Origin of the sequence: Silvibacterium sp., assembly GCF_047605705.1 — a bacterium.
Classification (GTDB): Bacteria; Acidobacteriota; Terriglobia; order Terriglobales; family Acidobacteriaceae; genus Silvibacterium.
The window spans coordinates 1-22671 of sequence record NZ_JASGFD010000027.1 but is presented as its reverse complement, the minus strand read 5'-3'; the positions used below and the strand labels follow the sequence as shown (position 1 = coordinate 22671).

The window sequence follows — 22671 nt, the reverse complement described above, 5'->3', positions numbered from 1 at the left end:
GCTGATGGCACTGCTTTCCTTGCTGATGGCTCCGGCGGCGGGAACTCGTGGGCTCGTGATGAATTACTCGCGTCAGGATTTGCCTCATGCTCTGCGTCATGGCGTCCCCGTCCCATCGGCATCCGGACGATCGCCAGCGCCTGAGATGTCCGGCGTCACGAGCATTACGGAACCGACTTCGAGCCCGAAGCTGCTGGCTGCGGGGAAGCTGAGCTGCGGGCCGGCTTCAAGCTGATCGGGCGGCAGATCGAGGAGAAAATACTGCGCGGCTCCCGCGTCGGCGATGCCGTCGGGAGGCGCTTCGGCGAGGGTGACGGCGGTGACCGGGATGCTCTCCGGCGCGGCGCCGTCGGTGGCATGCGTGAGACGGACTGTGCCGTGCGAGAGCCAGTTCCGCAGGCTCGCGGCCGAGCCCGGACTGGCACCGTTCACTCCCCGTACGCCGACCAGCACGGTAGTGGGCCTGCCTACGTCGCGGTCCGAGGCACGGCGAGGCGGCACCTTGAGGAGAAAGCCGTTTTCCTGCGGAGGAGCGGCTGCAACCCGCCACTTGCCGGAGCCGCCCGCGGCCAGCGCCTGCTCGGTGGCGATCCGCTGCAAGGACTGTGCGGTGGTGGCGATCAGCTCCTGCGTGGAATGCGTCAGCATAAACCAGGCGACGGAGGAGAGCACCAGCCATGCGCCTACCACCGCGGCTGCCGTGAGCCACCATCGCCTCGGCTCGGGAAGTCGCACGGGCGCTCCCTCAACAATGGTGTGCTGATAGGCCTCCGGAAAGAGCCGGGGACTTTGCCGCCGCAGATCCGGATTGGTCAGCAGCAGCCGGTCGTAGAGCCGCTTGCGATAGGCATCGACCGCGGCAGGATCGCGCAGGAAGCGACCGCGAAAGCCCAGCGCGAGGACGGTAAGATAGACCATCGTCAGCTCTTCGGCCCCGAAGTCCTGGCGCGCCAGCAGTGCGTCCATCCGGCGATAGATCTCCTGGCCTGCGACCTGCGTGCGAAAGAGCCTCTGCTCCATCAGATGCGAGGCCCAGTAGTCCTTTCCAGACCACGCGAGCAGGCAAACGAAGGTCTCATCGGCGAAGGCTGCCATGAGATAGACCAGCTCCTCCTGCAGATCGTGAAAGAAAGAGCTGGTCGCGGCCCGGACCTCGTACATCTTCTGATCCAGATAGCGCGCGATCTCATTCCAGACCAGAAGCTCGATGGACTTCCCCTCCCTTCCCAAAACATCGGGATACCGGAGATCGGCTTCAAGCGCGGCGGCTCCTGCCGCTACCGGCTGCGGCATAACGGCCGGGCGGATGGTGTCGCCAGCCTGCTCTTCCACCATGCGGCGCAGCCGCGCCACCTCCGCGTAGAACTCGCGGAACTGCCGCAGTAAGGGTAGCTGCTCTGATTTCGTTCTGGCATCGCTCGCTCCGCTCCGTCCGCCTTGCGTGTCAGTGTGCAGAACGCCTTTTGAGAAAGAGCGTCACGGATTCGGGATTGCGCCGCTCCTGCCGGGCCGGCTTCAACACCAGCTTTCGGCGCGGATCAATCCAATGCGTGTCGTTCTTCACGCGGAAGAGCAGCGAGCCAGGCGCGGCGATCAGGTCTTCCAGGAAATCGACGCGTTCGCAGCGCGCGCCCTGGCTGCGGCTCAGCTCGAGGTCGGCGATGGCATCCTCCGAGGCGAGCAGACACGACTCTCCCCACTCGGTCATCGTGTCGGGGGCCACTCCCGGCGGCAGCACGACGACCATCCCGAAATAATTCGAGGAGAAATCCGTATCCGCACCGAAGGCCTGCTCGAGCGTCGGACCGAGCTCGTAGGCTGCGTCCCTGCGTTCTCCTTCCACGCTCACCAGCGCGAAGCTTCTGCCGTTCCAGTTCTCTACCAGCCCCTCGGAGAGAGCGAGCCGGATGAACTGGGCTACCTCCTGAAAGCTGCGCAGCAGATCGTCATGGTCATAGGCGGGAAAGATGGGGGGCACGCGGGCATGACTCAGAAAGGCCACGCTGCCCGCGATGGACGTAAGCGCGAGATAGAACGCGTAAGGATGAGCCAGGTCGCTTTCGAGCAGGGACTCGAATGGCGGCAGCGCGGCGACCAGCCACTGCAACTGATGCACAGTGAGTGAATCGCTGTTGGTGCTGCCCGGGCGTAGTCTTCCGGCAAGGTTTGTCGCCATCTCCCGCAGTGCCTTGCGCACCCGGCCACATAGTGCAGCCACGGGCGAGCCGGCTCGCACACGAAGCAGCGGGGCGACATAATCGGTACGCGTGAGCACGGTTCCATCCGCGCTGAATTCGAGGATCGGCATCGCCGTCAGGCCGCCGAGATCCGCCCTGGTAGCGCTGAGCCGCAGCCGGGGCCGGATGCGTGGAATCACCGCGGGTGATGCGCTCGAGACCTCGTCCTCCGCTACATCGGCGCGATCGAGGATGGCCTCATAGCGGCTGTACTCGCCACGCTGGTAGACCGCCGCCTCGCGCGGCACGGTGAGAAAGATGCGCGCCGGATTCTCTTCGAGCTTCTGCAGATCGAGCTCGAGGCTCATGCCGTAATCGCTGCCGCCTGCCACCAGCAGACCGTCCGGCATCACGGCTTCCACGTTCAGGATGCGCAGCATGCCGCCGCCCAGGGCGGCCTCGTCGATCTTCAACTGGATGACGCCCCAGGCATAGGGCGCCGTCTGCACGGAGAGGAAGTACGGGAGCCGCTCTCCCCGCTCCGCCATCTGCTGAAAATGCTGCGGGGTCAGCAGCATCCCCTCGTGCCACTCGATCAACTCAGGCAGGTCTAACAGCTTCGTCGTCACGCAAATCTCCATCACAACACAGCTTCGCCACGAATCCGCTTCTCTTTGGTCTGAGGAGGAAGTTATAAGGCCGGCCTTCCTTTGCATGCAAGGCCATGTGCCAGATACAGCATTCAGGCGGGCTTCTTATCCCGCTCTCTCATAACTGCGTCGAAGGCAGCATTTAACTCTGCCATCTTGGTACTGTTACCCGGTCCGTCACTGATATCCGGATGATACAACTGCGCCAGCCGCATCCGCAGTTTCCGCACTAAAGGTGTGGGGGTATCTGCATCTATGCCGAGCACGCGATAAGGATCACTGCCGGCCGCGAGCACCACAGGTGGAGACGCAGACATCCGCGCGCGCAGGTCGTTGCAGCATTGCCGGAAGCGCTCCTGCAGCTCGTCGGCATGGCGTCGCAACTCTGACCAGCGACGTTGCGCGGCCAGCATGCGGAGGGTTTGGGTCTCGGCGGCGAGCTCGGCCGCGCGCATCTCCTGCGCCGGGTTTCGACCGGCATCGGCCAGCGTCCGCGCGGCAGCAAGACTGAGGTCCACATCATGGCAGATGGCCAGCGCCTCGCTAAGGTGATTGAGGTCCTGCCGCGCGAGCGTAACCAAAACGGACTGCACCGCCAGCGCCGACTCGGGGCTCACCACCACCTCATGCGGCCGCAGGCTGAGATGGCGCTCGAAAGCCGCCTGGTACTCTGACTGCCGCTCGACGCCGATGGCTCGCCACAAGGCATCGGATCCGGCCTCGAGCCCGCGCAACTCCGCCAGGGGAAGCACACGCGCTGTTGCCGACGCGGCGCGGGCGCGTACGGCCAGCATCGCCAGACGCGACCAGACAGACCACGGCGTGGGAACGAACAGCAGCAATGCAGCAGCGAGCAGCGGCAAAGCGGGCTGCGCAGCCATGACGCCGCGAGCAAGCCAGTTCAAGCGGAATACGGCGTGTGGAAGCATGTCTATCTTCAGAACTGGAGTACGAAGAGCCAGTACGCAGGCGCATCCCGCTATGGATGCGGAGACCAGCCGCCAGCGCCAGTTCCGCAGCCAGGCCGCAAGCACTGCGTCTTCGCTGCGCACTTCGATCTTTTGTTGCGAAAACGAGAATGTGGCGAGGCCCGCGGGGATGCGCCCCCTAAGCAGAAACCAGATCCGCATACCCTGCACGCTGCCCTGCGCGGCGAGCCCGCAGGCGACCGCTACGGCAAAAACCGCTGGAGCGGAGGCGACCACGAGCAGCACAAACGAGGCGACAACCACGGCGGCATAGATTCCGAACCACAGAAGCGCCCTGCGCAGGCGGCTACTGGCGTTTGACGCGGAGATTCCGGACACGCGGGCGGGGACATGAAGACGCAGGCGCATGGGGCTCACTGGCTCTCGCTGAGCGGCATGGACGGCTTCGATCTACCGGAAAGGAACGTGCGCGCCGCGGCGAAAGAAGGACGCATCTGCGGCCCGAGCTTCCAGCTCCAGAACCTGCGGATATAAGACACGATGCGGGGCTGCGTCGGCCTCGCGGCCATGTATCCGCGCAGGCCTGCGGCCAGGGGCGCGGCATCCTGATGGCCCCCTGCCTGCTCCAGCCACCGAAGCGCTGCCTCGAGATCCTGCTGCACCTCTTCGCCGAGCAGAAAGAGGATGCCCAAGCGGGTCTGCGCCTCTGTATCTCCGCTCTCGGCATGGAAGGCCAGCTCGGCTAAGTGGATCGGCGATTGCGTCACGAACTTGGGGCTCCGGTAGATTTCACAGCAAACAGCTGGGGTTGTCTCCGGTAAGTCTCCGATCCCATCCGGCCACGGTCAATACTTACCTTGATTCCTATTACTTTCGGGCAATAGACCTATGAGTTCCGCAAGGTGAGCTTATGCTGTAGTTTCAAGATGGCATAGGTGGAAGGACTTTCCTTGAAGAGATATACCCATGCGGCCTGGTTATTCGTGCCGCTCCTCTCGCTGACCGGATGCATGCTGCCGCGACCGGGCAAAGCCCGCGTGGTGCAGCTGGAAGTTGTCGTAGCTCCGGATGCCAACGATACCAGCGTGGTGCCCTTCGACACCGTTGCGGTACGCGATAAGAAGCTGCTAAAACAGATCGCTGCGATGGACGCATCGGCGTGGTTCGGCGCGAAGGGGCGATGCACCTATCGCGGCAGCGGCAAGAAGGCGGACGTGCAGTTCCACACGTGGGAGTTCGTGCCCGGTCAGGTCTTCCATATCCAGGTTCCCATCCCGGGCGGGACGAAAGGTCTGCTGGGCTTCGCCAGCTACCAGACGCCGGGCACGCATCGCGTGGAGCTGAAGGACTCCGGCAGCCAGACGGTCAACATGGGCGAGAACGGGATGCAGGCGTTGCCAAAGGCCTTGGCGACATCGACCGAGCCACCGGCGCCGGAGAAGCTGAAGGTTTGTCCGGATGATTAGAAGCAATAATTACCGATACGTAAGCACCTGAGAAAACGCCTCTTTTACTTCTTGTCGACGGTTACCTTGATACCGGCGCTCTCCATCATTTCGCAGGCCTTCTTAGATAAACTTTTCGCCCCCCTCACTCCTTTGGGCTGGTAATAGTGGTCTGCATGCACCTCTATTTTGAATCCCCTGCCAGCCAGCTCAACAAGGCGCTCTGCGCAGCCATCCATATCCCCTTTCTTGCAGGTTCCGTAGGTGGAGCTGCAAGGGGAAGCGGTGAGGTTATTAATTTTGAGTACATGACTGGTATCTAATTGTAAGTTTTTCAGATCAGCGTGAAACTCGATAGCTTCGAAAAGATCCACAACGGAATCTTCGGCATGTTCCGTACCGATCGAGTATGTCGTTTGCTGGCTGGCGTGCGTACCGAGATCGACGGGGCCGAAGGTGGCATCAAGGGTGACCGTATCGCGACTGCGCTGTACCACGGGCAAAACCGGCAATCGGGCAGGCGAACGAAGCAGAACCGGCTGCGGTCTGTAGACCGGAGGAGGCGGACGCCTATCGGTCAGTCGAACGCCATTTGCCAAATCTCGTTGCGCAAGCGGAGTGCCCAAGAGAGCGGGCCGATACACAGGAGGAGTCGCCATCCGGGGTTGAGCCAGAACTTGCGGGCGGTAGACGGCGGGCGGAGCCGTTCGTAACGGAGAAACTCCGGACGCTATTCGTACTCCTAGTGTTCCAGGCAGCCTGTGAGCCATGCACACTTCCACAATCTTCGGTAGACGGCGTCCGCAACCACTTACACCGCCCGCTCCATGAGCGGATTTCCGCGGCTGGTTATGCCAGCGGCGCTGAAGCCCATTCTGCGGTACATGGAAACGAGTGCGCCGGTCGAAATGTCGGCCGGAGAGTCGGGGCGGGCTTCGAGTTGCGCTGTGCGATAGCCATTGCTGCGGGCGGTCATCAGCGCCGCGTCGATGAGCTGGCCGGCGATGCCATGGCGTCGGTGCTCCTGCTCTACCTTCAGATTCGAAAGAAAGAGCCCATCGCGCGAAGGCGTGAGCTGCAGCGAGCCAACCGGCTGACCGGCGCCCAACGGCGCTACATCGATACGCCAGCCTGAGCCGCTACGCATGGCCGGCCGCACCGTGTAACGCGGTACCTCGGCCTTCCGTTGCAGGGCAACCTTGCGAAGGACCGCACCACAGCTGCCCGAGGCACAGCCCTCCTGAGCCTGCGTAGCCGGCACTGCCGCCTGTTCATGAGCCCGACTCATCGATGCCATCTTACCCAACCTGTCGGCCTCGGCCTCGAGCGCCTGGTCCTGCACCACGGCCACTCCCGACCCGAAGGGGTTGGCGACGCGGCCGGCGCGCTGCTGCACCACGTGGGTTAGCTCATGCCCCAGCAGAAACTGCCCGTGCGGGGTGTGCGGGCTGTACTGCCCGGGTGCGAAGTGGATATCCGAACCCCAGGTGAAGGCGATGGCGCCGATCGACGAGGCCTCGGGTCCAACGTGGATGCGCACATCCGAGAAGTTTGCGCCGAGCGCGGCTTCCATCTTGGCCTGTACATCGCGCGGCAGCGGCCAGCCGCCGGACTTCGGCCGCAGATCCACCTGGAAGGAATCCACACCAGGACGGGAAGCGGGCTTTCGCTGGACGGCGCCGGATGTAGCGGCCGCGAACGAGAAGGGGCGCGAGGCAAATAGCCCTTGCACGCAGCTTCCAAGGCCGGCAAGTCCGTGATACGTGCGAGATACCGGGAGCGGCATGGCTCATTCCTCCGCGCGAGCCTAGTTTACCCCGGTTCGCAGTTAGCCGGCATGTTATTTCATGAGAAACTAAGTGCGCAGCTTCCAGCATGAAACACCGGGAGCGCCTCCGGCCAATGCCAGCACACGGACAACCGAAGATCTATCCGAATCTGAACCCCGCCGCCGCCCTGCCGGTGGATCGCGAGCAGATCTTCTCGCTGCGAAACTTCTCCGAACATTACCGCCTGACCCGAGGACGCGAACACAGCCATTATGTGCCGAATGCAAGGTATGTCTTCGTAACCATGCCCGGCGGTGAAACACTGATGCATCCGCAGTATCGGCATCCCGTGCTTGCCCAGGGAAAGCCGGTGCTGTACGCGGGCGAGGCCTGCTTCAACAATGGGCAGCTCAAATGGTGGAGCAACGGCAGCGGCAATTATCGCCCCGATGCCGCGCACGCGGCACAGGCGGGACTGCCGATGGATCATTTCTTTTCCTACCAGGAGATCCTCAAGGGCACGCACACGCAGTCAACGACGGATAGAACGCCCAAAGACTTCCATGTACCCGGTGGAAGTAGAGCCGCCAGCCCTTTGCAAGCCTCTTTCGCCCAGGCCAGACCGGGTCCGGGCGGACTAATAATTCCATGGGGGCCGCGCGACATACCCAGATCGCATCGCGATTGAGTTTGGATTGCAGGCTCATTGGGGAAGATCGACCGGCTAGATGACGCATACGTGATCGCGCCCATGCAGAGGCTGAGGTGTTGAGTGCGTAGCTCCGTCTACAGAGCACAATCAGCGAAGCATTCCCCCCGGGGCCGGCTCGGCCTACGCTGCCCCGGAGACCCAGCCTTCCAAGATTCTGCATATCTGAGCGCTATGAGAGAAGACCGCCGGTGGAATGATTTCCGGCGGTCCCGGGACTTTTCGCAAACAGTCAGGTCGGCGAGACAGTCCCTTGCAGATTCGACTTATCGCTTGATTTTCGCCTTGGTATGGCCTGATGACGAGGATTTCCTGGCGCCCACCACAACCGGCTCTTCTTCCTCCTCTTCATCTTCGTCCGATTCTTCCGCCGCTCGCTCGACCAGTGTGTGCAGCAGCTGTTCCAGCTGATCGCGTGTCTCTTCTTCCTCTTTCAGGGTTTCCTTGAGCCGTTCGACGATCTCGCCTTGGCCCAGTGCGTCAGCCATCGCAATAGCGGCCGTGTAGCCGGCGATTTCGTAGTGCTCTACTCGGGCAGCTGCGCCGATGAGGCCCAGGTCATAGACATCGCCTTCGAATTCTTCGCCCAGCGCTTCCTTCCCCTCTTCGATCAGACCCTCCATGCCGTTGCAATGCTTACCGGTGGGCTTCTCCTCAAGGATGGAGAACACCTGTTTCAGCCGCTCCACATGCTCTTTTGTCTGTTCCAGATGCTGAGTGAAACCATCTTTCAGTTCCTGGTCTTCTGCCCCTTTTGCAAGGCGAGGGAGCGCCTTGGTTAGCTGGTTCTCCGCGCTGTACAGGTCGCGTAACTCTTCCACTAGCAGTTCATTAAGGCTCATCGAAGTTTCCTTTCCCGCAGATGTCGCTTCTAAGCCTTCGATGGGTTTCCTCAGATCGCCTTCTGTCGGCTTGCCGACGCATCGGCAGAGAAACCCTGCTCAGCCAAGCAATAAATCGAAATCTCTACAAAGCAGGATCATGCCTTATCCACTTTCAAATCTTTTGCTTGACATGCTGCCGCAGGAATCGAGGCGAGCACTCGCTTCCCAGCTGGTTCGGGTCCCGCTTCCTATCGGGACTTCGCTATAAGAACCAAATGTGGAGCCGCGTTACATTCACTTTCTGACCTCCGGCATCGCCTCGATTGTGACCTCGATGTCGAACGGGCAAACGGTAGAAGTTGCTACCGTAGGGCGAGAAGGTGCTCCGCAGGGCATTCACCTGCTCGGCTCTCTTCCCATACCCACGCGATGCTTCATGCAAATGGCTGGAACCGCCCTCCGAGCCGACTTCAAAGTCATGGCTCGGCTGCAGGCTCAGGACCAACATCTGCGCAAAGCTCTGATGGTCTACACGCAGTATCAGGCTTTGATTGCCGCGCAGATCGTGGCCTGCAATCGTCTGCATGGAGTCAAGGCCCGGCTGGCCCGTTGGCTCCTGATGCTGCAAGACCGCACCGGCGAAAGCGTGCAGGGACTTACGCAGGAGTTCCTCGCCGAGATGATCGGATCGCAGCGTACGACCGTTACGGAAGTGACAGGCGCGCTTGCGGAGAAAGGCCTGATTGAGCACGCGCGTGGCAAGGTGCGAATCATCAATCGAGCAGGGTTGAGTGGCGTCGCCTGTGAGTGTTATCCCGTCACATGCAGGATGCTGCAATCTATCTTTGAACTTGCAAACAAACCCAGTGACGGCCGCTGAATCTCAGCGAGACGATCCCGTTTGAATCACCTTCCGATATTTCAGACAGAACGGTCTTTATTATTGCCAAGTATTTTATGTTGTCTCTGGTTCTGGCCCGCGTGTGGATTGCAGGAGACCTGACAAGTGTATGACCTTGCCGCTCTCTGCAGCCTCGTAGATAGCCTCCATGATCCGATGGTCCTGCAAACCTTCTTCGCCTGGCGTGTGCGGAATTTTCTCCTGCAGGATACAGTCCGAGAAGTGATCCACCTCTAACGCGAATTGATCTTTTTCTTCCACCTGCGGTACAAACTTCATTTCTTCTTTTCCATCGAGCAGGGACCAGCTGAGCTTATTGCCGTGGTAAGCAAACGCAGGACTCATATCAGCCCATGCGTCCGTTCCTTCGAGACGAAACATCTGGCTTTTGTGCACGTCATAGCTAGCCGTGCAAGTCGCAACAAAACCTGACTTGAAGTACAGGCTGAAGGAAATACTTGCTTCTACCTCGCGGAATCGTGGATCGTCCTTCGGCTGCCAAAGCTGTGCGGAAATACGTTCGGGCTCCTGTCCTGACAGGAACCGGGCCGCATTGAGACAGTACAGACCGACATCCGGCAGACAGCCACCTCCAGCCATTGCCTTCTTTAACCGCCACTGAATGGGATCACCTTGCTGCTGCGAGTTTGTCGCGAGGAAACCCCTCAGCTTGCCCATCTTTCCGGACGCCACCATCCGGGCCAACATGCGATTGTTCGGCTCGTACTGCTGCCGATAGGCAATCATGAGTTTGACCTTGGCCGCTTCAGATGCGTCGATCATGCGTTTCGCTTCGGCACTTGAAGTCGCCATCGGCTTCTCGCAGAGCATGTGCTTCCCAATTTTCGCGCCACGGGTCACATATTCTTCATGCATGCCGTTTGGGAGCACGACGTAGATGGCCTGCACCTGTTCGTTTGCGGCCAGCCCTTCGTAATTCTCGTAACTACTGTAGATGGAGTTTGAAGCGATTCCATATTGAGCCGCGATCTTTCGTGCTTTATCCCGATCGCCACTGACCAGAGCAACAGGCTTCGAGTAGCGGGATCGGCCAAAGGCCGGCAAGATCTGATCGATCGCCAGTCTGCCGAGCCCCACGACGGCATATCCAACTCGACCATCTGGCGCAAGGAAGGGGCCGGGAGCTTTTTCGTCCTCTTCCGAGGGCCCATGAATTTGCGAGAGTTGCACCTCATCTTGAGAGCCAGGCGAGGCTGATATCGTCGTTTGCGCGCCTGCATGATGAGCAAGAGTTGCGGCAGCATAGGCCGCGGTGTTTTGAAGGAGCCGGCGTCGTGAGATCTCCGCAAGAGCAGACATACGCTGTGAGATGCAGTGACCTCATTGAAGCTCTAAAAGTGCTTTTGACAGGAACGCATAAACAGCTATGGATAAATCTGTGTGGGCACGAAGAATAAAATCTGTCCTCCACATGAGCAACCAATGATACTGCGACGATCTCCCATTCCCAGCAAGCGCATTTGAAAATGATCTACCCACGGATAGCTGAGGTAGTCTCGCGGTACCTGAGCACCGTTCAGGAGCTAACATATGAAATCTTCGGTCAAGACCTATCTAGGCGCGGCGGCATTTGCCGGAATACTCCTATGTTCGACTGCGGCGCATGCGCAATCGGATGACGATAAGAAGTTTCTAGCGACGGCTGCACAATCGGATGTCAATGAGATCAAACTCAGCCAGTTGGCAGAAGAGAAGGCCTCCAACCCGGACGTGAAAACTTTCGCGGAAAAGATGGTGGTTGAGCACAAGAAGTTGTCGGCCAGCATGAAGCCTTTTGCCGAAGAGTGGGGACTCACAGCACCGACAGATCTCGATGATGATCACAAGCAAGAGTACGAAAAGCTGAATGGTCTTTCGGGCGCCGACTTTGACAAGGAATACATCGATGCGATGGTAAGCGATCATGCCAAAGCCTTACGGTTATTCACGACCGAAGCAAAAGATACGAAGGACACGAAGTTTCGCGCCGCCGTACTCAAGGCCAAAACTGTCGTTGCGGCGCACAAAAACATGGCCTACGACCTTAAGAAGAAGCTCTAGGTTCAAGGACCGTGAGCTTCCGTCTTAGCAAATGACGAAAACCTTACAAAGCTGACCAGATTCAAGAATGAAGCGGTCCGCGTTTCCATGCACGATTCGCAGCATGGCTCTCCCGAGCCTTTCGGATGTAGTGAAGAGAGATGGCCATTGCCGCGCACCTCGAGGAACGATTGGTTGAAGAATCTCGATCTCGGCTTAGGAAAGGCGATCTTGGCTCCTAACCGAATTTCTAGTGAATCTCGATAGCCCGAGCTGCGGGTCAGGTACTTCCGGATGTGGCCTCAGAGCGCAGGGAGGGCCTATTGGTTCCTCGATCTGCTTTTCTTAACCACCATGCTGGGGGACAGCGTGCTCGCCAGTGTTTCGATGCCTGCTCGAATTTCCGTATCCGTAAACGCCGTGACGCCAAACAGCAGTCCCGAACATCGGGCCTGGCTGCAGTACGAGGAGAGGGGTGGCGTATCCACTCCTTCCCTTTCCAAAGCCGCGCCGATTCGGACATCGTCGGTCCTGATTACGAAGTGTCCCGCCAGGTTCATCCCTCGGCCTGTGACAGGAAAGCGCAGCGGCAGCCCCTTCCTGCTTACCAGATCCAGAAAGAGCTGTTGCCGCTCGCGGTAGATTCTTCTGCAACGGCGAAGATGCGAGTCGAATGCACCGCTCTCCAGGAAGCTTGCGAGCGTAGCCTGATCGATGAGCGGTCCATGATCTTCGAGTGTCGCCTTCAGGCGCGCAAAGCGCTCCACCAGCTGCGGTGGTAACACCATGTAACCCAGCCTTAGCCCGGGGAATAGTGTCTTGCTGAACGATCCCACGTAGATCACCCTGCGGTACTCGTCCAGACTCTGCAAACTGGGTTGCGGCGCACTGTTGTATCGAAACTCTGAATCGTAGTCGTCCTCGACCACCCACAACTCGCGCTCGCGCGCCACTCGCAGCAGTTCCAGTCGTCTCTCCAGCGACATGCATACACCCAGCGGAAACTGATGTGACGGGGTTACGTATACCACCTTTGCCTGCTCCGCCATTGGAAGGGGCAGACAGATTCCTTCATCATCGACCGGCGCAGGTACGATCGTGGCCTCAGTCTGTTGCCATGCCCTCATGGCTCCAGGAAATCCTGGGTCTTCCATATAGACGCTGCTACCGCGCCCCAGAAGAAGCTGTCCCACCATGAACAGCGCCTGCTGCGAGCCGCCGGTGATCACGATCTCATCCCAATGGCAGCGGATCCCTCGACTCTCCTGCAAATAAGCTCCAACGTTCTGTCGCAGCACATCCAGCCCCATCGAAAATCGCGACTGATATTGCAGCAGCAGGGACTCATGCAGCACCCTCGTCCGGTGACGATTCCAGGTCTTGAGCGAGAAGAGGTGAATGTCCGGCTGCGCAGGCCGGAATGGCCTGGGCGCGATGAGAGTTCGCGGCGGACCCACTGCTCTTTGTCCCGCCATGGCATCGCCGCGCCGTGGCCGCGCGAAGGCTCTTGCTGCGGCGCCGACCGTGAAGGCGCTTCGCTCATGTGCCTGCAGATAGCCTTCGCTTTCCAGCTGCTCATAGGCCGCCACGACCGTGTTGCGCGAGATCCGGAGCTCATCGGCCAATGCTCGCGTCGACGGCAATCTCTCCGCCGGCCTGAGCTCACCCTGCTGGATCATGCCCTTCAGCTGCTCGGTCAGCTGCGTCTGCAGGGTGCGCCGATAGTCGCGATCCAGGTCGAGATGCTCAAAGCCTTTCATGGGGGAAACCTCAGGCTGGCGATAAATGAAAATCTGGCACCAGCATAACTGCAAAAACTGGCTCTTTACACCATCCAGACTTCGCCGTACTTTTACGAAACGCTGCAAAGAATGTGTTTTACGGGGCTGGAGCCAATCCAGCTCAATCCACTTCCCCTTATTCGAGTCAGGAGATTCCGTGCGAAAGATCCTCATGCTTGTGGCGGTTCTGCTTTCCCGGCCGCTCTCTGCGCAGGTGGACATGATCGCCCTCCACGGAAAGGTATGGACGGAGAACCCGAGGCAGCCGGAAGCAGAGGCGCTCGCAATCTCCGGTCATCGCATTCTCGCCGTCGGCTCAGACGCTGAAATTCAAAGACTCGCGGGCCCGGATACGAAGGTGATCGACCTCAAGGGACACCGCGTGGTTCCGGGCTTCAACGATGCGCACGTTCATTTCTTCTGGGGTGGTCAGGGACTCGCCAGCGTTCAGCTCACCGATGCTCGCAGCCGCGAGGAGTTCGTTGCCCGCATCGCGGCCTTCGCCAAAACCCAGCCCTCCGGCGCATGGATCGTCGACGGCAACTGGGATGAACAGAAATGGTCTCCCGTGGAGCTGCCACGCCACGACTGGATCGACGCCGTCACGCCGAATAATCCTGTATGGGTCCAGCGTACAGACGGCCACCAGATTCTCGCGAACGCACTGGCGATGAAGCTTGCCGGTGTGGACAGGAATACCAAAGACGTGGTCGGCGGCACGATCGTTCGTGATGCCGACGGCAATCCCACCGGCGTATTTAAGGACGCGGCGAAGGATCTCATCACTCGCGCGATTCCGCCGCCGACCGATGCCCAGGTGAGAACCGCGCTCCTCGCTGCCCAGAAGTATGCGCTCGACAACGGCGTGACCAGCGTGCAGGACATGGGCTTTACCGGCACCGAGGCCGCCGACATGGAAGCCCGCATCGTGCGCGGCTATCAGGAGCTCATCGCGGAAGGCAAATGGAAAGTACGCGTGGCGGCCCGCTTTCCGTTGCCGGAGGATGCGCGCTATCGTGCTCTCGGAATCATGACCAACTTCGGCAACGACACGCTGGTCATCGGCTCACTTAAAGCCTTTGCCGATGGTTCTCTCGGCTCGGCGACAGCATGGTTTGAACAGCCCTTCGACGACCAGCCAGGAAACAGAGGTCTGCCCTCGGAAGACCTGGCCGATCCGGAGAAGTTCTATGCCGAGCTGAAGGCTGCAGACCAGGCAGGCAATCACATCGCCACGCATGCCATCGGCGATCACGCGAACAAAGTGATCCTCGATTTGTACGAGCGTCTGGAGAAAGAGGACGGTCCCGCTGACCGTCGTCTCCGCATCGAGCACGCTCAGACACTGCGCCCGGAAGACATCCCGCGTTTCGGTCAGCTCCATGTCATCGCCTCGGTGCAGCCGTATCACGCCATCGATGATGGACGATGGGCCGAAACCCGCCTCGGGCATGAACGAGCCAGGAGCACGTATGCATTTCGATCGCTGCTCGACTCCGGCGCGACGCTTGCATTTGGAACGGACTGGTTCGTCGCGCCCATCAATCCCCTGCTCACCATTTATGCAGCCATAACGCGCCGCACGCTGGATGGCAAGCATCCCGATGGATGGTTCCCGGAGCAGAAGCTCACCGTCGAACAGGCCGTGCATGCCTATACCGTGGGCTCTGCCTACGCGGAATCTCAGGACGACATTAAGGGCAGTCTGGAGCCCGGAAAGCTCGCCGATTTCGACGTTCTTTCCGACGACATCTTTCACATCGACCCCGTTCAGATCGAGCACGTGAAGGTTTTAACCACTGTCCTCGGTGGTGAAATCGTCAGGCCCTGACGGTGTCGCAGCAATCGTGTCTGACCTGCGCAACATGCCGGCAACATTCGCCGGAGCGGCAGCGCAGCCGAACCACTTCAGGAGACGTGTATGTTTGTGCGCCCGTGCTGGCAACCCAAATCGCCGGCGGATATTCGACAGATCATCGACGAGAACCCCTGGGCGCTACTCGTCAGCCAAAGCGACACGGGTCCTCTGGCCACCAATCTTCCATTTCTGGTGGAAAAGGCTGCAGGTAGCGATTCGGTCGATGAGCTTGTGCTTGTGAGCCACATCGCCCGGGCGAACGAACACCTTGCGGCTATGCGGCAGAACACCGCACCGGTGCTGGTGATCTTCGAAGGCCCGTGGAGTTACGTCACCGCCAGCTGGTATCCCGATCGGCAGATGCCCTCGACCTACTACTACACGGCTGTGCACTGCTACGGCACCATCGAGTTCCAGGAAGAGCCGCAGCTCGATCACTCGCTTGAGCTGCTGGTGAACCGCATGGAATCGTCCTATCCCGGGGGTTGGAAGACCAGCGAGATACCCCGCAGTGAGATCACCCGCAGGTTCGCCGGTATCACCGGTTTCCGGCTACGCGTTTCGCGGGTGGAAGCGAAGTTCAAGTTAGGGCAGGACGAACCGCTGCGCGATGCACTTGCGGTCGCCGACGCACTCGGGGGACATGACGCTCCCGAGCATCGCAAGCTTGCCGCGATGATTCGCGAGCAAAACGCCGGGCGCGAATAGCACGCCGGTGAAGGCCTTTTTTCTGAGTATGCACGCTGTTACCGAAAGGTTTTTAAGGAGACGCTATGAAGCGACACCCTGTTGTTCTTCTCTTGATCTTGATGCTCAGCGTTGCGGGGCTGACACAGATGGCCTCTGCACAATTGGAAAGCGGCGCGATGAACGGCACCGTCTCCGATCACGGCGGAGCGCGCATTCCCGGGGCGAAGGTGACCATCACCGACATCGCTACCAGCCAGTCACTGACCGCGACCACCGGCCAGGACGGCATCTTCCACTTTGCCCAGCTCAGGCCCAGCCGCTATAAGCTCAGCATCGTTGCGCCCGGATTCAAGGAAGGCATCATCGAGAGCATCGATCTCCACGCACAGGACAACCTGGGCGAGGAGATCACACTGGAAGTCGGATCGGCCAGCGAATCTGTCTCCGTAAATGGACAGACCGATGAGCTCGAGACCTCGAATGCCATTTCGACCACTGTCGACCGCAAGTTCATTGAGAATATGCCGCTGAACGGCCGCAGCTTCCAGGCCCTGATTGCGCTGACTCCAGGCAATGTCACCGCAAAGACTTACTACACCAACGCCGGCCAGTTCAGCGTCAACGGTCAGCGCACGGACGCCAACTACTTCACTATCGACGGTGTGAGCGCCGACGTTGGCATCACGCAGGGCAGCAACGTTTATCTCGGCACCGCAGGCGGCGGCACCTCACAGGCAACAAGCAACAACGGCGGATATAACAACCTTGTATCTGTCGATGCGATGCAGGAATACAAGATACAAACCTCCACCTTCGACGCCGAGTATGGCCGCACCACCGGCGCACAGCTTTCGATCGTGACCCGCTCCGGCAGCAATCAGTTCCACGGCACGCTCTTCGAGTACCTTCGCAACGAGATCTTCGACGCCAACAACTGGTTCAATAATGAAGAAGGTCTCCCTCGCCAGGCCGAGAAGCAGAATGATTTCGGCGGCGTCTTCGGCGGCCCTATCGTCAGGAACAAGCTTTTCTTCTTCGGATCCTACGAGGGACTGCGACTCCGCGTTCCCGAATCCCGCGAGGACGTTGTGCCAACGACCTGGGCCCGCAGCCAGGCCTCCTCGGCGGTGGCACCGCTTCTTGACGCGTATGCCAAGCCCTCCGCGGGGCAGGATATCGCCGGCAATTACACCGGCATCTTTTATGCCACGTTTTCCAACCCGTCGACGTTGAACGCGACCAGCGTCAGACTCGACTACAGCCCGACCTCAAAGCTCAACCTCTTCGTCCGCGGTGACTATGCTCCCTCGGATGGTGAGCAGTACGGCGCTTTCGACTATTACACCCGCTCCACTCTCAGCCACACCATCTCCAACGTCGACACCATTACGGCCGGGGCCACTTACATCCTCAGCTCGTCGCTCGTAAACGACTTCCGCTTCAACATCAGCCACGCCAAAGGCGCCACCACGGTCAGCCCGACCGACTTCGGAGGCGCGACCGCGCCCTCGGATGCCTACCTCTTTCAGTCGCAGCCACAATACAACCTGAATACCGCGGTCTTCGGCGTCTTCTTCAACGACGGTACCGGAGACTACTACGTAGGCAACGATGCCACCAACCATCAGCGCCAACTCAACTATGTGGATAGCTTCAGCTGGACGCATGGCCATCACGCGTTCAAATTCGGCGGCGACTACCGGCGTCTTACGCCACTCAATGGATACCGGCCATACGACATCTTTTACGACTTCGCCGATGTGAAGACGCTGGTCACCACGCAGGATCCCGTCTACGCCGCCATCGACAGCGCTGAGACGGCCCAGATTCATCCCATCTTCAATAACGTTTCTCTCTTCGCCGAGGACTCCTGGCAGCTGGGCCCTCGCTTTACCCTCAACTACGGCCTCCGCTGGGACATCGATCCTCCGCCGAGCTCCGGCAAATATCCCCTTTACACCGCAACCAATCTGGAAGACCCGGCGAACGTCGCGCTCGCTCCGGCCGGAACCAAACTCTGGAATGAGAGCCGCACCAATTTCGCTCCGCGCGTCGGTTTCTCATATCTCGCCCGCACCCAACCTGGAATGGAAACGGTCATCCGCGCCGGCGCAGGCGTCTACTATGGTCTTGGAAACGAGATCGGCGCCCAGGGAACCCTCGGTACTCCTTACACCAGCACCAAGTACCTGTATGGCGCGGACGGCGAGTATCCGCTTGACGTCTCTGCCGGCACGCCTGCTCCCCTCAGCACCGATCCACCGTATGGCCTGGTCTTCGCATTCGATCCCCACCTCAAGGATCCCCGCGTCACCATGTGGGACGTGGCACTTCAGCAAAGTCTCGGCAACAGCCGCACTCTCCAGATCAGCTATGTCGGCAACAAGGGAGACAATCTGCTTCGCAGTGAACTTCTCCAGCCCGCGGAAGGCGGCAATGCCAACTTCGAGTATCTGACCGCTTACTTCAATCACGCGTACTCGAACTACAACTCGCTGCAGGTCCAGTTCAAGCAGAACCTCTCACACCATCTCCAGGCGCTCTTCAGCTACACCTGGTCGCATGCGCTCGATAACTCCTCGAGCCTTGCGCTGCCAAACCCGTACCACACGATCTACGATCCACATCAGGATTACGGCAACTCCGATCTCGACGTGCGCCAGTCCTTCTCGAACGCCATCACCTATGAAGTGCCCGGCCTCCATGGCAGCCATGCTCTTGCCCGGTATGCCAGCAACGGTTGGGCCCTCGACAGCCTGTTCCGCTCCAACACGTCACTCCCCGTGAATGTGAACACCGGTGTCTACGGCGCCTTCGGGATGGAATGGAATGACGACGCGGTCAATCAGCGCCCCAACATCGTCCCCAATACTCCGCTCTACGTTCGCGGTGCTACCTGCGCGAGCCGCAATGGCGGTCTGCCCTGCCCCGGCGGCAAGGGCTATAACCCCGCTCACTTCTCCACGCCCTCTATCGATGCGCAAGGCGACCTGCAGCGCAACACCATTCGCGGCTTCAGTGCGTGGCAGGAAGATATCGCGCTTCGCCGCACCTTCCCGATTCACGACAGCCTTGCGCTCCAGTTCCGGGCGGAGGCGTTCAACGTCTTTAATCACCCGCTCTTCGGCGATCCCGGCACCAATGACAGCGATCGCAATTCGCTGACCAACCAGTATTTCGGTATCTCCGAACACACGCTTGCCGATAGCCTCGGTGGAGGTGGCGCCGATGGCGGCTTCAGCAGCCTCTATCAGATCGGCTCGCCGCGCTCCATGCAGTTCGCGCTCAAACTGCAGTTCTAAACAATCAGAGCGCGCCTTTCGCCATTTCGACCGGCGCGCTCTGATCCTTTCTTGAGCCATATTCCAGGAGCCTCGATGCACGTCTCCCGTTTCGCCTCACGTCGCCCCGCCTGTTTCCTTGCGTTGGCCTCCCTGCTTCTCCCCTTTCCGTGTCATGCGCAAAAGCACACCGTACAGCCGGCTGATATCGCAGGACTGAGGAGCATCGAGGCACCGAAGATCTCCCCAGACGGCAAGCTCATTGCCTATACCGTGACGACGCCCATGCCAGCCGGCAAGCCACACAACGAGCACATCTGGCTCGTCCCCACTGATCGCTCTTCGTCCGCCCGCCTCTTCGTCTCCGGCGCAGGAGACGACAGCTCTCCGGCCTGGTCACCGGATGGCCGCACCCTTGTCTTTCTCTCCAGCCGCCCGAACCCTCTCGCATCGCCAGGCTCGCCCTTTCACTTCAGCGTCGCTCCCGGAAACTATCGCGGCGATATCCCGAAAGAACTGATCAACAAGCCCGCGGGCGCTCCACCCGCACAATCGCAGACACCAGCTACGCAGCAAAAAGATTCTCAGCCTCCGCCGCCTGCCCCTGTGCCGAGCGAAGACGATGAGCAAAAGGGCATGCAGCTCTGGTCGATCTCACTCGATGGCGGCGAGGCGCAGCCCCTCACCAACATTCCAGGCGGCATCAAGTCTTTCCAATGGTCGAAAGACGGTAAGCACATCGCGTTTCTTCGTACGGATGCTGATACTCCCGAGGAGAGCGTGCGCAAGAAGAAGAAGGATGACCGCGAGATCATCGACGGCGAATATCATTTCGATCGCCTCTGGATCTACGATGTGGACACGCACCAGGCGCGACTACTCTCCCGCCAGGACATCAATGTAGACTCCATCGATTGGTCTCCGGACGGCACAGGCATTCTTGCCCGCGTTTCGCCCACGCCGCGCATCGACGATTACTGGCGCGTCTCTGTCGTCGAAGTGTTCTCGACATCCAGTGGCGAGATCACGCAGGTGATCGAAAAAAAATCCGGCTATGAAACACCTGTCTATTCCCTCGATGGACAGAACGTTTCCTATTCCCGCTTCACACAGAAGCGCATCACCGATGAGCACTTCATCCGCAATCTCTCGACCGGCAAAGACATCCGGCTCGAAGACAAGCTCGACGGCACTTTGTACGAAATGCGCTGGCTCACCGGCAACCGGCTGCTTGTGAACGCCTTTGTCCATGCGCACACGGAAGCGCACATCTTCGATCCCGCGACGCTTACGGTCACGCAGCTTGACCACCTCACACCGACGGCCCTCGACTTCGACGCAACCAAAGACGGCTCTTCCATTGCGTTCCTGAGTGAGACTCCCACACAACCGGCGGAAGTCACCCTCTGGCGCGCGGATGCTGCGACCGTCCTCTCAGACACCAACCCTCAGACAAAAGACTGGGCGCTTGGCGAACAGCGTGAAGTGCAATGGATCAATCCAAAGGATCACCGTGTTATCTACGGCGTGCTTACCTTGCCACCCGGCTACACGCCCGGCAAGCGCTACAAGACCGCCATTCACATTCACGGCGGTCCTGAAGAATCCTTTACCGTTGGATTCAGCGCCACATGGTACAACTACGCTCTCCTGCTGGCCTCGCAGGGCTATGTTGTCCTACAGCCGAACTACCGTGGCTCCTCCGGGCAATCCATCGACTTCACCGAGGCCAACTACCAGGATGGCGGCGGCGGTGACTTTGCCGATGTCATGGCGGGCACGGACTGGGTCATCCAGCAGGGCTATGCCGACCCCGATCGCATGGTGATTGCAGGCTGGAGTTATGGCGGCTTCATGACTGCATGGGCTGTGACGCACACAGATCGCTTCAAGGCAGCCATGGCTGGCGCAGCGGTGACAGATATCTACAGCATGGCCACGACAACCGACATTGCTCCGAGCTATCTCGACGCGCTATATAACGTCTACGCCAAGAGCTATAAGGATCTGGACCTGCACTCGCCGGTTCGCTTTGCCGCCAACTGCCATACTCCCACGCTTGTTCTGCATGGAGGCGCCGACGTTCGCGTCCCACTCGGCCAGGGACAGGAGTTCTACCATGCACTACGCTACCTGAACCGCGAAGCAGCCATGGTCGTCTATCCGCGCGAGCCTCATATCTTCCACGAGACGGAACACCAGATCGACTCACTTACCCGCGAACTGGATTGGTTCTCTCAGCACTTAAAACCCGAAACGACAGGCCATTAGCGGAGACTTACTTAAACACGCTCAGCTCAGACTATTCGGGAGTATTGACGAATGAGCCAGCAGCGATGCTGGCTCTTTCGTCTTCTCAAGCGCTGCCTGATCGTCGTAGGCTACAAGAAACCGGGAACTCCCGATCTGCCCGACATGACGGTCCTGGCGGATGTTTGATTTCGGTGGTGAGACCCGATGAAATCCTGAGAGCATGGCACGCAGAGTCAGAATGCGACTTCCCCTTGCCCCGGCGGGATGTCACTATTCAAGGGTAATCCCTGCTGAGGGAAGACTCATGCCCGGCGCATTCATGTCTCTAGGGAGAAACAGAGACAACACTCCTCCCAATGCGAGAAGCGCAACATTCAAGGCGGTCGCGTCGCTGAATGCGCGGGCATGCGAGGGGAGATTCGTCTGCGCATGGAGAACGGTGTAGAACACGCCGCCGACGATTGCGACGCCGAATGCCGAGCCGATCTAAAGTGTCGTCATCACTGTTCCGGAGGCCAGGCCCGCATGGCGCTCGTCAATGCCGCCGATGACGGCTTTGATGACCCCAGGCATGACGATGCCGTAGCCAATTCCCGCACATGCGAGTCCTGTTTCGAGTCCCCACAGCAGTCCATATCGGACGGCCAGAGCTACCGTTCCGAATCCAACCACCTGGAGTGCGAAGCCCAGGGTCAGCGCATAGATATCAAGACGGCGCATGACATGGGAAGAGGCCAGCGATCCTAGAAAGAAGCTGACGGCAAAAGGCAATACGGCGAATCCGGCCTGCAGGGGAGACTTATGAAGTCCGCCCTGGAGATACACCGAAAACGTCAGATAGAACGCCGAGATCATGTAAAAGACCAGCCCCATGACCAGGCCTATTACAAATCGGCGGTTGCGAAAGAACGAAATTTCTACCAGAGGGTCTCGGCCTTCTTTGGAAAGGTATTTCTCGTAGCGGAGGAAGCTGTTGAACGAAACCAGCGACAGAAACAGCATTCCGAACATCCATCGTGGCCATCCTGCCTCCCGCCCCTGTATGAGTGGATATACAAGGCAGCCGAGAGTTAGCGAGAGCAGCGCGACACCTAAGATATCGAGCCTTCTGGCGTGCTCCGAGCAATTCTCTTCGAGAAGGAAAATGCCTCCGGCAAACGCGGCGATTCCTATCGGTATGTTGACGAAGAAAATTGCCTGCCAGGTGAATCCAAAAGGGCGAACAGAGACGAGAAATCCACCAAGCAACCACCCGCAGATATTCGCGAGACCAAATGTCGCGCCATACAAGGCGAGGGCCTTCGGTTGTTCGTGGATTTCTCGTCTCTGTTCGCCCTTTTGGATTCACCTGGCAGGCAATTTTC

Annotated in this window: 18 protein-coding genes; 8 read left to right on the top strand and 10 right to left on the bottom strand. The window is 59.5% G+C overall.

Translation table 11 applies throughout. The annotated features are described in order from the left end of the window. Positions 1–96: 96 nt before the first annotated feature. The 4 genes from QM649_RS11295 to QM649_RS11280 form a co-directional block, all read right to left on the bottom strand. The gene (locus QM649_RS11295; protein WP_415199145.1) at positions 97–1353 is read right to left on the bottom strand and encodes a DotU family type IV/VI secretion system protein; all 1257 of its coding nucleotides are present in this window, start codon (positions 1351–1353) and stop codon (positions 97–99) included. 91 nt (positions 1354–1444) lie between these two features. Beyond that, on the bottom strand, positions 1445–2806 hold the full coding sequence (tssK, locus tag QM649_RS11290; RefSeq protein ID WP_415199144.1) for a type VI secretion system baseplate subunit TssK: 1362 nt from the start codon (positions 2804–2806) through the stop codon (positions 1445–1447). Between the two features lie 113 nt (positions 2807–2919). Then, positions 2920–4164: a hypothetical protein gene (locus tag QM649_RS11285; protein ID WP_415199143.1), complete on the bottom strand. Its 1245-nt coding sequence runs from the start codon at positions 4162–4164 to the stop codon at positions 2920–2922. Positions 4165–4169: 5 nt separating this feature from the next. Beyond that, positions 4170–4523 carry a hypothetical protein gene (locus QM649_RS11280; protein ID WP_415199142.1) on the bottom strand — a complete coding sequence of 118 codons (354 nt, stop codon included), beginning with the start codon at positions 4521–4523 and terminating at the stop codon, positions 4170–4172. A 183-nt stretch (positions 4524–4706) separates the two neighbouring features. Between QM649_RS11280 and QM649_RS11275 the strand changes: the two genes are divergently transcribed. Further along, positions 4707–5222, top strand: coding sequence for a hypothetical protein (locus QM649_RS11275; RefSeq protein ID WP_415199141.1), 516 nt, complete (start codon positions 4707–4709; stop codon positions 5220–5222). A gap of 44 nt (positions 5223–5266) precedes the next feature. On the opposite strand, the gene QM649_RS11270 is transcribed toward QM649_RS11275, so the two are convergent. Together QM649_RS11270 and QM649_RS11265 are read right to left on the bottom strand one after the other, a co-directional pair. Continuing rightward, positions 5267–5698: a hypothetical protein gene (locus tag QM649_RS11270; protein WP_415199140.1), complete on the bottom strand. Its 432-nt coding sequence runs from the start codon at positions 5696–5698 to the stop codon at positions 5267–5269. A gap of 314 nt (positions 5699–6012) precedes the next feature. Continuing rightward, the gene (locus QM649_RS11265; RefSeq protein ID WP_415199139.1) at positions 6013–6987 is read right to left on the bottom strand and encodes a GNAT family N-acetyltransferase; all 975 of its coding nucleotides are present in this window, start codon (positions 6985–6987) and stop codon (positions 6013–6015) included. Between the two features lie 116 nt (positions 6988–7103). Here QM649_RS11265 and QM649_RS11260 point away from each other — a divergent pair, with 116 nt between their 5' ends. After that, positions 7104–7658 carry a hypothetical protein gene (locus QM649_RS11260; protein ID WP_415199138.1) on the top strand — a complete coding sequence of 185 codons (555 nt, stop codon included), beginning with the start codon at positions 7104–7106 and terminating at the stop codon, positions 7656–7658. 287 nt (positions 7659–7945) lie between these two features. Here the strand turns inward: QM649_RS11260 and QM649_RS11255 are convergent, their stop codons facing one another. Then, the gene (locus QM649_RS11255) at positions 7946–8521 is read right to left on the bottom strand and encodes a ferritin-like domain-containing protein (protein ID WP_415199137.1); all 576 of its coding nucleotides are present in this window, start codon (positions 8519–8521) and stop codon (positions 7946–7948) included. Positions 8522–8780: 259 nt separating this feature from the next. Here QM649_RS11255 and QM649_RS11250 point away from each other — a divergent pair, with 259 nt between their 5' ends. Next, positions 8781–9383, top strand: coding sequence for a Crp/Fnr family transcriptional regulator (locus QM649_RS11250; RefSeq protein ID WP_415199136.1), 603 nt, complete (start codon positions 8781–8783; stop codon positions 9381–9383). A gap of 75 nt (positions 9384–9458) precedes the next feature. On the opposite strand, the gene QM649_RS11245 is transcribed toward QM649_RS11250, so the two are convergent. Then, a complete protein-coding gene (locus QM649_RS11245) occupies positions 9459–10724 on the bottom strand; it encodes a Gfo/Idh/MocA family oxidoreductase (protein WP_415199135.1) in 1266 nt (421 codons plus the stop codon). A gap of 231 nt (positions 10725–10955) precedes the next feature. On the opposite strand from QM649_RS11245, the gene QM649_RS11240 reads away from it, so the two are divergent. Beyond that, positions 10956–11465: a DUF4142 domain-containing protein gene (locus QM649_RS11240; protein ID WP_415199134.1), complete on the top strand. Its 510-nt coding sequence runs from the start codon at positions 10956–10958 to the stop codon at positions 11463–11465. 299 nt (positions 11466–11764) lie between these two features. Here the strand turns inward: QM649_RS11240 and QM649_RS11235 are convergent, their stop codons facing one another. Next, positions 11765–13399: a PLP-dependent aminotransferase family protein gene (locus QM649_RS11235; RefSeq protein ID WP_415199133.1), complete on the bottom strand. Its 1635-nt coding sequence runs from the start codon at positions 13397–13399 to the stop codon at positions 11765–11767. On the opposite strand from QM649_RS11235, the gene QM649_RS11230 reads away from it, so the two are divergent. The 4 genes from QM649_RS11230 (at position 13383) to QM649_RS11215 (ending at position 21325) form a co-directional block, all read left to right on the top strand. After that, entirely contained in the window at positions 13383–15056 is a 1674-nt protein-coding gene (locus QM649_RS11230) for an amidohydrolase (RefSeq protein WP_415199132.1), read from the top strand. The genes QM649_RS11235 and QM649_RS11230 overlap by 17 nt on opposite strands. A gap of 90 nt (positions 15057–15146) precedes the next feature. Beyond that, a complete protein-coding gene (locus QM649_RS11225) occupies positions 15147–15791 on the top strand; it encodes an FMN-binding negative transcriptional regulator (RefSeq protein WP_415199131.1) in 645 nt (214 codons plus the stop codon). Between the two features lie 65 nt (positions 15792–15856). Next, entirely contained in the window at positions 15857–19075 is a 3219-nt protein-coding gene (locus QM649_RS11220; protein WP_415199130.1) for a carboxypeptidase regulatory-like domain-containing protein, read from the top strand. A 75-nt stretch (positions 19076–19150) separates the two neighbouring features. Then, positions 19151–21325 carry a S9 family peptidase gene (locus QM649_RS11215; protein WP_415199129.1) on the top strand — a complete coding sequence of 725 codons (2175 nt, stop codon included), beginning with the start codon at positions 19151–19153 and terminating at the stop codon, positions 21323–21325. A gap of 468 nt (positions 21326–21793) precedes the next feature. Here QM649_RS11215 and QM649_RS11210 read toward each other — a convergent pair whose 3' ends face one another. Continuing rightward, positions 21794–22597, bottom strand: a complete 804-nt coding sequence (locus QM649_RS11210) for an MFS transporter (RefSeq protein ID WP_415199128.1) — start codon at positions 22595–22597, stop codon at positions 21794–21796. Positions 22598–22671: the final 74 nt, after the last annotated feature.